Source organism: Pseudidiomarina homiensis, assembly GCF_003987225.1.
Classification (GTDB): Bacteria; Pseudomonadota; Gammaproteobacteria; order Enterobacterales; family Alteromonadaceae; genus Pseudidiomarina; species Pseudidiomarina homiensis.
Map to the genome: position 1 here is coordinate 1,459,164 of NZ_PIPX01000001.1, position 12,692 is coordinate 1,471,855.

At 48.5% G+C, this 12,692-nt stretch carries 10 protein-coding genes and 5 tRNA genes; all 15 read right to left on the minus strand.

Translation table 11 applies throughout. The annotated features are described in order from the left end of the window. Positions 1-19: 19 nt before the first annotated feature. The 15 genes from rpoB to CWI70_RS07030 all read right to left on the minus strand — a co-directional run bounded on the left by rpoB (position 20) and on the right by CWI70_RS07030 (position 12,655). Positions 20-4,048 carry a DNA-directed RNA polymerase subunit beta gene (rpoB, locus tag CWI70_RS06960; protein ID WP_126771756.1) on the minus strand — a complete coding sequence of 1,343 codons (4,029 nt, stop codon included), beginning with the start codon at positions 4,046-4,048 and terminating at the stop codon, positions 20-22. Positions 4,049-4,263: 215 nt separating this feature from the next. After that, positions 4,264-4,641: a 50S ribosomal protein L7/L12 gene (gene rplL / locus CWI70_RS06965; protein WP_126771758.1), complete on the minus strand. Its 378-nt coding sequence runs from the start codon at positions 4,639-4,641 to the stop codon at positions 4,264-4,266. 53 nt (positions 4,642-4,694) lie between these two features. Further along, complete coding sequence (gene rplJ / locus CWI70_RS06970) at positions 4,695-5,213, minus strand: 50S ribosomal protein L10 (RefSeq protein WP_126771760.1); 519 nt, start codon at positions 5,211-5,213, stop codon at positions 4,695-4,697. Between the two features lie 256 nt (positions 5,214-5,469). Next, the gene (gene rplA, locus CWI70_RS06975; protein WP_126771762.1) at positions 5,470-6,165 is read right to left on the minus strand and encodes a 50S ribosomal protein L1; all 696 of its coding nucleotides are present in this window, start codon (positions 6,163-6,165) and stop codon (positions 5,470-5,472) included. A 1-nt stretch (position 6,166) separates the two neighbouring features. Next, positions 6,167-6,598, minus strand: a complete 432-nt coding sequence (gene rplK / locus CWI70_RS06980) for a 50S ribosomal protein L11 (protein ID WP_126763538.1) — start codon at positions 6,596-6,598, stop codon at positions 6,167-6,169. A 306-nt stretch (positions 6,599-6,904) separates the two neighbouring features. Further along, a complete protein-coding gene (nusG, locus tag CWI70_RS06985) occupies positions 6,905-7,447 on the minus strand; it encodes a transcription termination/antitermination protein NusG (RefSeq protein ID WP_126771764.1) in 543 nt (180 codons plus the stop codon). A gap of 3 nt (positions 7,448-7,450) precedes the next feature. Continuing rightward, a complete protein-coding gene (secE, locus tag CWI70_RS06990) occupies positions 7,451-7,831 on the minus strand; it encodes a preprotein translocase subunit SecE (RefSeq protein WP_126771766.1) in 381 nt (126 codons plus the stop codon). A gap of 109 nt (positions 7,832-7,940) precedes the next feature. Further along, positions 7,941-8,017: transfer RNA gene (locus tag CWI70_RS06995), tRNA-Trp, on the minus strand. Positions 8,018-8,338: 321 nt separating this feature from the next. Then, positions 8,339-9,523: an elongation factor Tu gene (tuf, locus tag CWI70_RS07000; protein WP_126771768.1), complete on the minus strand. Its 1,185-nt coding sequence runs from the start codon at positions 9,521-9,523 to the stop codon at positions 8,339-8,341. A gap of 99 nt (positions 9,524-9,622) precedes the next feature. Next, a tRNA-Thr gene (locus CWI70_RS07005) sits at positions 9,623-9,698 on the minus strand. Positions 9,699-9,711: 13 nt separating this feature from the next. Beyond that, positions 9,712-9,786 (minus strand) — tRNA-Gly (locus CWI70_RS07010). A gap of 63 nt (positions 9,787-9,849) precedes the next feature. After that, positions 9,850-9,934: transfer RNA gene (locus CWI70_RS07015), tRNA-Tyr, on the minus strand. Positions 9,935-9,949: 15 nt separating this feature from the next. Further along, positions 9,950-10,025, minus strand: a tRNA-Thr gene (locus tag CWI70_RS07020). Between the two features lie 89 nt (positions 10,026-10,114). Further along, positions 10,115-11,413 carry an adenylosuccinate synthase gene (locus tag CWI70_RS07025; RefSeq protein WP_126771770.1) on the minus strand — a complete coding sequence of 433 codons (1,299 nt, stop codon included), beginning with the start codon at positions 11,411-11,413 and terminating at the stop codon, positions 10,115-10,117. Positions 11,414-11,494: 81 nt separating this feature from the next. After that, positions 11,495-12,655 carry an aminotransferase class V-fold PLP-dependent enzyme gene (locus CWI70_RS07030; protein WP_126771772.1) on the minus strand — a complete coding sequence of 387 codons (1,161 nt, stop codon included), beginning with the start codon at positions 12,653-12,655 and terminating at the stop codon, positions 11,495-11,497. Positions 12,656-12,692 lie beyond the last annotated feature (37 nt).

Genomic DNA, 12,692 nt, shown 5'->3' on the forward strand with positions numbered 1-12,692 from the left:
ATTAGCGTCCGGTTTGGTCTCAGTCTTGGTCCAACTCAATGTTGATACCTAGCGAGCGGATTTCCTTCAGCAATACGTTGAAGGATTCCGGCATACCAGCTTCCATGCGCAAGTCGTTGTCGACGATGTTCTTGTACATCTTCGTACGACCATTTACGTCGTCCGATTTCACCGTCAACATTTCTTGCAACGTGTAAGCCGCACCGTATGCTTCCAATGCCCACACTTCCATCTCACCGAAGCGCTGACCACCGAACTGTGCTTTACCACCCAGCGGCTGCTGAGTAACCAAGCTGTACGAACCGGTTGAACGGGCGTGCATCTTATCGTCAACCAAGTGGTTGAGTTTCAGCATGTACATGTAACCTACCGTTACATCACGTTCAAAACGTTCACCAGTACGTCCGTCATACAAAGTGATCTGGCCTGATTCAGGCAAGTCACCGAGTTTCAGGAGTTCTTTAATTTCACTTTCGATCGCACCGTCGAAAACAGGCGTTGCCGTTGGCAAACCTTTCTTCAAGTTGCTCGCGAGACGCATTACTTCGTCATCGCTGAAGGTGCTAATATCGACTTCTTGACGCGTATCACCTAAGTCGTAGACTTTTTGTAGGAATTCACGCATCTCAGCAACTTTCGCTTGCTGTTTAATCATTTTCTCGATCTTGGTACCGATACCACGAGCCGCCAAACCTAAGTGCGTCTCAAGAATCTGACCAATGTTCATCCGCGATGGTACGCCCAACGGGTTCAGAACGATATCGACCGGATTACCTTCAGCGTCATAAGGCATGTCTTCAACCGGCTGAATGGTTGAGATAACACCTTTGTTACCGTGACGACCAGCAAGCTTATCGCCCGGCTGGATGCGACGGCGTACCGCTAGGTAAACCTTAACAATCTTCAACACGCCTGGGGCAAGGTCATCACCTTGAGTGATCTTACGACGCTTGTTCTCAAACTTGCTATCGAAGTCGTTGCGCAACTCTTCGTACTGCTGAGCAATTTGCTCAAGCTGCTGCTGCGCGTCTTCGTTCTTCAAGTTTTGCGTCAACCATTTGCTTTGCTCAAGACCAGCTAGTTTTGACTCATCAAAACCATTGGCCAGCAACAGGCTACGGGCACGCTCATAGATACCACGCTCAAGAATCTTGAACTCATCGGTTAAATCTTTCTTAACCTGTTCAAGCTGCATGTTCTCGATATCAAGTGCACGCTTGTCTTTTTCGACGCCATCACGGGTGAAGACTTGGACGTCGATGACGGTTCCAGTCACACCGTTAGGCACACGCAACGAACTGTCTTTCACGTCCGATGCTTTCTCACCAAAGATTGCACGTAGAAGCTTCTCTTCTGGCGTCAGTTGCGTTTCGCCTTTTGGCGTTACTTTACCGACCAGAATGTCGCCACCACTTACTTCGGCGCCAACGTAAACAACACCTGATTCGTCCAGCTTGTTCAATGCAGATTCACCAACGTTCGGAATGTCCGAAGTGACTTCTTCCGCTCCTAGCTTGGTGTCACGCGCGACACAGCTGAGCTCTTGAATGTGGATAGTGGTCAAGCGATCTTCTTGTACCACACGCTCCGAGATCAAGATTGAATCCTCGAAGTTATAACCATTCCAAGGCATGAACGCGACGCGTAAGTTTTGCCCAAGGGCCAAGTCACCCATATCGGTTGACGGACCATCGGCCAATACATCACCACGCATGACCGGCTCACCAACGTTGACGTTAGGAATTTGGTTAATACAGGTGTTCTGGTTTGAACGGGTGTACTTCACAAGGTTATAGATATCGATACCAGCTTCGCCAGGTACCATTTCTTCCTCGTTAACTTTTACCACGATACGGCTAGCGTCAACTTTATCGACCACACCACCGCGCTTCGCAACAACAGTTACACCTGAATCCACAGCAACGGTACGTTCAATACCAGTACCTACCAGCGGCTTATCGGCACGCAATGTTGGTACCGCTTGACGTTGCATGTTCGAGCCCATCAAAGCACGGTTGGCATCATCGTGCTCAAGGAATGGGATCAAGCTTGCCGCGATCGAAACGATCTGCTGTGGAGACACGTCCATATACTGGACTTGTTCTTTCGACATCAATGTCGTTTCACCTTTATGGCGACACGGCACGAGGTCTTCGGTCAACTCACCTTTGTCGTTGGTCTTCACGTTCGCCTGAGCGATGACGAATTGACCTTCTTCAATAGCTGACAAATAGTCTACGTCATCAGTTATAACGCCATTATCGACGCGACGATACGGGGTTTCTAAGAAACCGTATTCGTTGGTACGCGCAAAAGTCGACAACGAGTTGATCAAACCGATGTTTGGACCTTCAGGGGTTTCGATTGGGCACACGCGACCATAGTGGGTTGGGTGTACGTCACGAACCTCAAAGCCTGCACGTTCACGAGTCAAACCGCCCGGACCAAGCGCAGAAATACGACGCTTGTGCGTCACTTCTGACAACGGGTTGTTCTGGTCCATGAACTGTGACAATTGGCTTGAACCGAAGAACTCTTTCACCGCAGCGCTGATTGGCTTCGCGTTGATCAAGTCTTGCGGCATGATGCTGTCAAGGTCACCAAGGCTCAAACGCTCTTTAACTGCACGCTCGACACGCACCAAACCTACACGGAATTGGTTTTCGGCCATTTCGCCCACTGAACGAATACGGCGGTTACCGAGGTGGTCGATATCGTCCACTTCATCGACACCGTTACGGATTTCGATCAGTTTACGCATGACATCAATGATGTCTTCGTTGGTCAGGGTACCCGGACCGGTTAAGTCATCGCGACCCAAACGGCGGTTGAACTTCATTCGACCTACCGCTGACAAGTCATAACGGTCATCGCTGAAGAACAAGTTATCAAATAAGGCTTCCGCCGCTTCTTTCGTTGGCGGCTCGCCCGGACGCATCATACGGTAGATTTCTACCAAAGCTTCCAAGCGGTTGTTGCTTGGATCGATGCGTAAGGTTTCGCTCATGTACGGACCGTGATCGAGGTCGTTCACAAACAAAGTTTCAAATTTCTTAAAGCCCGCTTCACGCAACTCAGCCAACAATTCTAGAGTCAGTTCTGCGTTTGCTTCTGCAACCACTTCGCCGGTCTTCTTGTTGACGTAATCTTTTGCTAGAACTTTGCCTACCAAGTACTCAAGTGGTACTTCCATTTCAGGCTGGTTCAAACCTTCGATTTGCTTGATGTGACGCGCAGTAATACGACGACCTTTTTCGACGATCATCTCGCCGTCATCGTTTTTAATATCAAACTTAGCGGTTTCACCACGCAGGCGTTCAGGCACCAACTGCATGAATACTTTCTTGCCACGGAACTGGAAGTACGTCGTGTCGAAGAACATCTCAAGGATTTCTTCAGTGGTGTACTCAAGTGCGCGCAAAATAATCGACGCCGGCAATTTACGACGACGGTCGATACGTACAAATACGTTGTCTTTCGGATCGAACTCAAAGTCCAACCAAGAACCACGGTATGGGATCACCCGCGCGTTATAAAGAACTTTACCTGACGAATGGGTTTTACCCTTGTCATGATCAAAGAACACGCCCGGCGAACGGTGTAACTGAGAAACGATAACACGCTCGGTACCGTTAATAACAAAAGTACCGTTTTCAGTCATTAATGGGATTTCGCCCATATAGACTTCTTGCTCGCGCATATCTTTAACGGTGCCTGCCGCTGCTTCTTTATCATAAAGAACCAAGCGCAGTTTCACTCGCAATGGAGCAGAATATGTAATGCCACGAATTTGACATTCTTGAACGTCAAATACTGGCTCACCAAGGTGATAGCTCACGTACTGCAATTCCGAATTACCTGAATAGGCGGCAATCGGAAATACTGAGCGGAAAGCTGCTTCCAGACCATTATTACCTTCTGGATCCAGCTCAATAAATTTTTTGAATGAATCTAATTGGATTGACAACAGGTAAGGCACTTCAAGTACATGAGGCCGCTTACCAAAATCCTTGCGAATACGTTTTTTCTCAGAGTAGGAGTACGCCATGGGGTTCCTCAGCTAGCTGATTGATGACCCTAACCACCGGGGAGTCGATGGTTAAAAACAAACTTGTTACAGTTTGTCGTTCCCGTTTTTGTCACCGCGAGCATGCACCCCAATAACGGGCAAAAATGATACATGCTTAACAGCGCAAAAAGCCTGGTGACTCAAAAAGTCACCAGGCCCAGGCCTATGCGGCCAGTTTTTGTGTCAGTCGTTGATTATTTAACTTCAACTTCTGCACCAGCTTCTTCAAGCTGCTTTTTCAGTTCTTCAGCTTCGTCTTTCGCGATGCCTTCTTTAACGGCTACCGGTGCAGACTCAACCATAGCTTTCGCTTCTTTCAGGCCAAGACCAGTTGCTGCGCGAACTGCTTTGATTGCGCCAACTTTGTTTGAACCAGCTGATTTCAATACTACGTCGAATTCAGTTTTCTCTTCTGCAGCAGCGTCGCCGCCTGCAGCTGGACCAGCAGCTACTGCAACAGCAGCAGATGCGTCAACACCGAATTTCTCTTCAGCAGCTTCGATCAGTTCTACCAGTTCCATTACTGGCATTTCAGCGATTGCATTCAAGATATCTTCTTTAGTAAGAGCCATAACTCTAAACTCCTGGGTTATAAATTACAAAAAAATTGGTTAAAAAACCGCTTCTATTTAGCGTCTTTAATTGCCGCCAACACACGCACAAACTTAGTAGGAACTTCGTTAACTGTACGAACGAACTTACTAACAGGTGCCTTGAAGGTGGCCAGCAATTTCGCCAATGCTTCGTCACGCGTCGGAAGTGATGCAACTGCATCAAGTTTGTCTGCGCCCATAACACCGCTACCGATGTGGAGAGCAGTTACTTTCAGGTGCTTGTTCTCTTTAGCGAAGTCTTTGAACAAACGAGCTGAAGCGCCCGGTGCATCCAAAGAAAAGCCGTAAACAAGTGGACCTTTCAGTACTTCGTCCATGTCGCCAAACTGCGTACCTTCAAAAGCACGTTTCGCGAGGGTATTCCGAATAACTTTCAGATATACGCCTTGCTCACGCGCCTGACGGCGCAGCACGGTCATGTCCGCAACTTCCATACCGCGATACTCAGCAACAGCGACGGATAGAGCGTTTGAAGCAACTTCGTTAACTTCTTTAACGATTGCTTTTTTTGCTGCTAAACCTAGTGCCACTGATATCACCTCTTTTTTTAGTTCTTGGCATAGCCGCGAACTATCGTTACACATAGGTAGACCGGAATTGCATCTACCACGTTGTCACGGTGAATCTCTTACCCAGAGAGTCTGAGCCGGATTACACCATCTGCGCAGGAAATTAAGTGTCGCTAATCATTTCTTCTCAGAAATCACCGCGAGACACCTGCGGTCTTGGACGGGAGCCACATTCACTAAGCTATTACACGAAGTGGCGACTCCAACCCATAAAACCTTATTTGCCTTCTAACGTACCTTGGTCGATGGCTACGCCAGCGCCCATAGTCGTTGATAAGCTCACTTTCTTGATGTACTGACCTTTCGCTGAAGAAGGCTTCGCTTTCTTCAATGCTGCCAGCAATGCTTCTAAGTTTTCTTTCAATTTGTCGTTATCGAAATCAACTTTACCGATAGTCGCGTGGATGATACCCGCTTTATCGTTGCGATAACGAATCTGACCAGCTTTCGCGTTTTGTACCGCGGTCGCAACGTCAGGCGTTACAGTACCAGTCTTCGGGTTCGGCATTAGGCCACGTGGACCTAGGATTTGACCCAACTGACCGACAACACGCATTGCGTCAGGTGAAGCGATAACAACGTCAAAGTTCATTTCGCCTTTTTTCACTTGCTCTGCAAGGTCTTCCATACCAACCAAGTCAGCACCAGCTTCTTTAGCTTTGTCTACGTTTGCGCCGCTAGTAAATACAGCTACGCGAACGTCACGACCGGTACCGTTTGGCAATACAGTAGCGCCACGAACGTTTTGATCAGATTTACGAGCGTCGATGCCGAGGTTGACAGAAACATCAACGCTTTCTTTGAATTTTGCAGTTGCCAATTCTTTCAAAAGAGAGATAGCTTCGTTGATTTCATAATCACGAGCTTCAACTTTCTCTTTGATCAGGCGAGCGCGTTTGCTTAATTTAGCCATCTTACAGACCCTCCACATTCAGGCCCATCGCACGTGCAGAGCCGGCGATAGTACGTACTGCTGCATCAAGGTCAGCCGCTGTTAAGTCAGGCTCTTTAACCTTGGCAATCTCTTCCAACTGAGCACGGGTAACAGTACCCACTTTCTCAGTGTTAGGACGACCTGAACCACTCTTGATTCCTGCAGCTTTCTTCAACAAGAACGCAGCTGGAGGAGTCTTCGTGATGAACGTGAAAGAACGGTCTTCGAATACTGTGATTTCAACAGGAACTGGCGCGCCTTTTTCAAGCTGATCAGTTGCCGCGTTGAACGCTTTACAGAATTCCATGATGTTCACACCGTGCTGACCAAGTGCTGGACCAACAGGAGGTGACGGGTTTGCTGCACCAGCTGCAACTTGCAGCTTGATGATAGCGCTAACTTTCTTAGCCATGTTTGTATACCTCTTGGTTTGGGTCTAACGCCTTGTAAGTCTTCAATTTTTACTGCTTTTCGTAAGCAACAAAAACCAAGGGGTGACTTACTCAAACGGCTCCCCGACGTAAAAAAGGAGGCGAAGTATAGCTGTTATCGCACTCCAATGCAATACAGGGCGGACAAAAAACGTCCGCCTTAATTCGGTGTTCGCTATTTGCTGTTGGCTGTTTGTTTAAACCCAAAAGTATCTAGTCTTGGCCTTAAACGAAAAGCGAGCGCTGCGAGCGTGCAAACAGCGAATAGCAAACAACGTTTTTAGGTTTTAGGCTTTTTCTACTTGGCCGAATTCGAGTTCTACTGGTGTTGCACGACCGAAGATCGAAACCGATACCGTTAAGCGACTCTTTTCGTAATCAACACTTTCAACGGTTCCGTTGAAGTCGGCAAACGGTCCATCATTAACACGCACAACTTCACCTGGCTCAAACAACGTCTTCGGCTTAGGCTTATCAACTGACTCTTGCAGACGGTTGAGGATAGCGTCAGCTTCTTTCTGCGTAATTGGCGTTGGGCGATCTTGCTTACCACCAATAAAGCCAAGTACACGCGGAATGCTTTTCACTAAGTGCCACGACTCATCGTCCATGGCCATTTCCACTAGAACATAACCAGGGAAGAATTTGCGTTCGCTCTTACGACGCTGACCAGCCTTCATTTCGACAACTTCTTCGGTTGGGACTAGGACTTCACCGAACTTGTCTTCCATGCCATGCATTTTGATGTGTTCACGCAATGACTGCGCAACTCGTGCTTCAAACCCTGAAAAGGCTTGAACGACGTACCAACGTTTTTTAAGTTCGCTCATCGCTTAAAACTCCAGTCCGGTGAAGAATCCAACAACGCGTACCAGAATCGCATCCATGCCCCACAGAATCAATGAAACAATCGCGGTTGCGACAACCACAATAATTGTTGTTTGAGTTGCTTCTTGGCGCGTAGGCCATACGACGCGACGTACTTCAGTGCGACTTTCTTTCGCAAAGCTACGAAAACGACGGCCTTTGCCGGTCATGCCAGCAACGATACCCGCCACTGCAACAAGCACGACAACCGCGATGGCGCGATAAAGTACAGAAACTGTTTCACCGTAGTAGTAATTACCCAATACAGCGGCAGCCAAAAGCGCGATAGCGATGATCCACTTAATGCTATCGAAAGAACTGCTTTGCGTTTCGGAAGTAGCACTCATTATTCAATCCTGTATTTAGAAAAACCGTTGTTTGCTATTTGCTGTTTGCTGTTCGAAAAAAAGATCTAAACAAAAAGCGAACAGCAAATAGCAAACAGCGAATTTATGTTGGCAGGGGTGGAGGGATTCGAACCCCCAACCGTCGGTTTTGGAGACCGCTGTTCTACCAATTGGAACTACACCCCTGCAATTAACCATCTGATGACGGAAAATGGACGCTGTATTATACCGATCAAGGCGCTTAAAACAAGAGCAAACGAAGAGCGATGTCTGCTTAAAGCAAAAGCGATGTTTGCTGTTCGCTGTTCGCTGTTTGTTTAAACCCAAAACATTAAACACTCGACGCTTTAGACGAAGAGCAAATAGCGAATAGCGAACATCATTTTTCGCTTTAGACGAACAGCAAACAGCGAATAGCGAACATCGCCTTTCGCGCATTAAAAAAGGGAGCCGAAGCTCCCCTTTTATAGCTAGACCCGTAGTAGAACTACGGGCTACTTCGTAGTATTAGTCTAAGATCTTAGATACTACGCCGGCGCCTACGGTACGGCCACCTTCACGGATTGCGAAGCGCAAGCCTTCGTCCATCGCGATTGGGTGAATCAAGTCAACAACAAACTTCAAGTTGTCGCCTGGCATTACCATTTCTACGCCGTCTGGCAATTGCACTGCACCAGTTACGTCAGTTGTACGGAAGTAGAACTGTGGACGATAGCCTTTGAAGAACGGAGTATGACGACCGCCTTCTTCTTTGTTCAATACGTAAACTTCCGCTTCGAACTTGGTGTGCGGAGTGATTGAACCTGGCTTCGCCAATACTTGGCCACGTTGGATCTCGTCACGCTTCGTACCACGCAACAACGCACCGATGTTCTCACCTGCACGACCTTCGTCAAGCAACTTACGGAACATCTCTACGCCCGTTACGATAGTCTTCGTCGTGTCTTTGATACCTACGATTTCAACTTCGTCACCAGTGCGAACGATACCACGCTCTACACGACCAGTTACTACAGTACCACGACCTGAGATCGAGAATACGTCTTCGATTGGCATGATGAACGGCTTATCGATATCACGCTCTGGCTCTGGGATGTAGTTATCCAAAGCTTCTGCCAACTCAAGGATTTTCGTTTCCCACTGCTCTTCGCCTTCCAACGCTTTCAACGCTGAACCTTGAATCACTGGCAAGTCGTCACCTGGGAAGTCGTACTCAGAAAGAAGTTCACGAACTTCCATCTCTACCAATTCCAACAACTCTTCGTCGTCTACCATGTCACATTTGTTCATGAAAACAACGATGAACGGTACGCCTACCTGACGTGACAACAAGATGTGCTCACGGGTTTGTGGCATAGGGCCGTCAGTGGCAGCTACTACCAAGATCGCGCCGTCCATCTGCGCAGCACCGGTGATCATGTTTTTCACATAGTCAGCGTGTCCTGGGCAGTCTACGTGTGCGTAGTGACGCGTCGGAGTATCGTACTCAACGTGTGAAGTTGAGATGGTGATACCACGCGCTTTTTCTTCTGGTGCGTTATCGATCATTGCGAAGTCTTTCGCAGCGCCACCGTAGGTTTTTGCCAAAACGGTAGTGATCGCAGCAGTCAGAGTAGTTTTACCATGGTCAACGTGGCCGATAGTACCTACGTTCACATGCGGTTTCGAACGTTCAAATTTTTCTTTTGACATGACAGCCTCTCTTTGGACAACGTACGGTGGTTAAACACCTAAATTGAGTCAAGTTTACGTAACCGAGAAGAATGTTTTGAAGGGGTTGGACCGATGAGATGGTGCTGATAGGCGGATTTGAACCGCCGACCTCACCCTTACCAAGGGTGCGCTCTACCAACTGAGCTATATCAGCACTTACAGATTATTGGAGCGGGTAGTGGGAATCGAACCCACATCATCAGCTTGGAAGGCTGAGGTAATAGCCATTATACGATACCCGCATGCCTTGAATCGGGCCACCTCAAACCATTCTGAACTCACCGCATTAAACAGACAATGCAAATTGGTGGAGGGGGCAGGATTCGAACCTGCGAAGGCTGAGCCGTCAGATTTACAGTCTGATCCCTTTGGCCACTCGGGAACCCCTCCGAACAAATTTTGAGTTGGTGCCGGCAGAGAGAGTCGAACTCCCGACCTACTGATTACAAGTCAGTTGCTCTACCAGCTGAGCTATGCCGGCACCCCGGTTAGGTGGAGCGCATTCTATTGTATCGATTTTGATGATGCAATAGGAAATGCTGATTTTTTTACGATTCCGCGACTGTTTGGTTAATTTGCGAACGGATGTTGCAAAATAATCGTTTCTGCGCGGTCTGGACCTGTCGAAATAATGTCCACAGGAACACCAGTTAGTGCTTCAATACGCTTGATGTAAGCAAGCGCCTCTGTTGGTAAATCTTTGTGCTCAGTAATACCTACTGTGCTTTGGTCCCAGCCTGGCATACTTTCGTAAATCGGCTCTACACATTCGTAGTCTTCCGCCGCCATTGGTGGGTACTCGGTTATCGTACCATCAGGTAGCTGGTAACCGGTACAAATTTTTAGTTCTTTTAAACCGTCTAAAACATCTAGCTTAGTTAAGCAGAACCCGCTCACGGAATTAATTTGCACCGCTCGGCGCGCTGCAACGGCGTCAAACCAACCTGTACGACGTTTGCGACCGGTGGTAGCGCCAAACTCATGCCCTTTCACGCCAAGGTGCTGACCAACATCACAATCCAGTTCGGTTGGGAATGGACCGCTACCTACACGTGTGGTGTAGGCTTTCACGATGCCTAAGACGTAGTCAATGTAACGCGGACCAAAGCCAGCACCGGTGGAAACCCCACCTGCTGTGGTATTCGATGAGGTTACGTACGGATAGGTACCGTGATCGATATCCAGCAAAGTGCCCTGCGCACCTTCAAACATGATGTTCTCGCCAGCTTTCCGCGCATCATCAAGGAGCGACGGAATGTCGGCGACCATGCCCTGTAACTGCTGAGCGACTTCGCGGCAATAGGCGAGCACGTCATCAACATTCACTGCCTCAACTTGATAATAATTTACCAAGGTGAAGTTATGGAATTCGACCACTTCACGCAGCTTTTCTTCAAACCGCGCAAAATTAAATAAATCACCGACGCGCAAACCGCGACGCGCGACTTTATCTTCATAAGCAGGGCCGATACCACGCCCAGTAGTACCAATCGCCTTGTTACCACGCGCTTTCTCGCGCGCTTGGTCCAACGCAATGTGGTAAGGCAAAATCAGTGGGCAAGCTTCGCTAATAAGCAAACGTTCACGAACCGGAACGCCGCGCTTTTCAAGCATGGCAATTTCTTCCATCAAGGCTTCCGGCGAAAGTACCACGCCATTACCGATCACACATTTCACGTTGTCGCGCAAAATGGCTGATGGAATAAGATGAAGAACGGTTTTTTCGCCGTCGATGACTAAGGTGTGACCGGCGTTGTGTCCGCCTTGATAACGAACTGCCAACGAAGCTTTATCGGTAAGTAAATCAACAATCTTACCTTTACCTTCGTCACCCCACTGCGTGCCGAGAATTACGACGTTTTTACCCATGATTAGTGCTACCAGCGTTACTGTTGAAAAAACAGGCGGCGATTTTAACAGGTATTTGCCGCCTTCGGTAGCCCATCGGGGTCAGCTTAACGCTTTTTTCAAGCGCTGATAGTCAGACGCATCGTGGTACAACGCAAATCCAAAACGCAAGCGCTTACCACGGTAGTCGGTTTCAACACCACCTTGTTGCAGTTGCTGCGCCAACGTTGCGACCTCTGCAGCTGATGGCAGCTCGAACGTAAGAAAATGACCATGTTCCGCTAAGTCATCAACCAATAGCGCGGCGCGATTCAAAAGCGGATGTTCAAGTTCATCAATCACTGCCAAAAAATCGGCCTGTAACCGCTGTACATACTGATGAATGGCAGCAACGGTAATACCGTCTTCGCGCCACCACTGCACTACGGCCTCGAGTCGGTACAACGCGGTAAAGTCCATGGTCGCACCGGCAAAACGCATACCGTCATTAGCATACTCCACTGTAGCTTGCTGGGGCTTCGCAAGGTTAGCAAAGTCAGCAAACCAGCCGGTATACTCTGGGCGCAGAGCGGTGCCCTTAGGCACACTCATGAAACAACAGCCTTCGCCGGCCTGCAAATACTTGTAGGCGCCCGCCACATAAAAAATACGGTCAGCAACATCATGCAAACTCGTCGGCAAGGCACCACAACCATGATACCCATCAATAACCACTTGGGTTGATTCAGGCACCCACGCCAACCAAGTGCCAACCCATGGCGCCACGACCCCGGAATTAAAGAACACTTGGCTGCAAAAAATTAAATCGAACGACTGCTGTTGCAAGGCTTGTTGCCAACGCTCGGCAAAGGTTGCGTATGGTTCACAACTGACGCGCACCACTTCGACATTCGCACGTTCTTCAAGCCGCCGAACCTGCCGCGAAAAACTATGAAACTCACCATCACTCGTCAGTATCCGCAACGGCTGTGCTGGATCAAAACAACTGATCACTCGGTACAACAATTCATGCGTGTTACTGGCAAAGACAAATTGCTCTGGTGCAGGATGGTCAAGTAGCTCTGCCAACAGTTTTTGCACGCGTGGCAGGCGTTCACCGAAAATCATATCCCACTTGTGATCAACGCCTTTGGCACTATCGTCCCAATAAGCAAGCTGCGCGGCACGGGTAACGTCAGGCCAATAGTGATGGCTGTGCGGCGAGCAGTGAAGGGTCTCGGGATGCTGTTTGAGAAAGTGTTGATAATACTGCTTGTAAGACATAAACCCTCAAAGAGCGATGTTTGCTGTTCGCTGTTGG

Coding starts and splice junctions, on each gene's coding strand:
- rplA (WP_126771762.1), bottom strand. CDS start 6,165: ATGGCTAAATTAAGCAAACGCGCTCGCCTGATCAAAGAGAAAGTTGAA.
- rplL (WP_126771758.1), bottom strand. CDS start 4,641: ATGGCTCTTACTAAAGAAGATATCTTGAATGCAATCGCTGAAATGCCA.
- CWI70_RS07030 (WP_126771772.1), bottom strand. CDS start 12,655: ATGTCTTACAAGCAGTATTATCAACACTTTCTCAAACAGCATCCCGAG.
- rpoB (WP_126771756.1), bottom strand. CDS start 4,048: ATGGCGTACTCCTACTCTGAGAAAAAACGTATTCGCAAGGATTTTGGT.
- tuf (WP_126771768.1), bottom strand. CDS start 9,523: ATGTCAAAAGAAAAATTTGAACGTTCGAAACCGCATGTGAACGTAGGT.
- rplK (WP_126763538.1), bottom strand. CDS start 6,598: ATGGCTAAGAAAGTTAGCGCTATCATCAAGCTGCAAGTTGCAGCTGGT.
- nusG (WP_126771764.1), bottom strand. CDS start 7,447: ATGAGCGAACTTAAAAAACGTTGGTACGTCGTTCAAGCCTTTTCAGGG.
- secE (WP_126771766.1), bottom strand. CDS start 7,831: ATGAGTGCTACTTCCGAAACGCAAAGCAGTTCTTTCGATAGCATTAAG.
- CWI70_RS07025 (WP_126771770.1), bottom strand. CDS start 11,413: ATGGGTAAAAACGTCGTAATTCTCGGCACGCAGTGGGGTGACGAAGGT.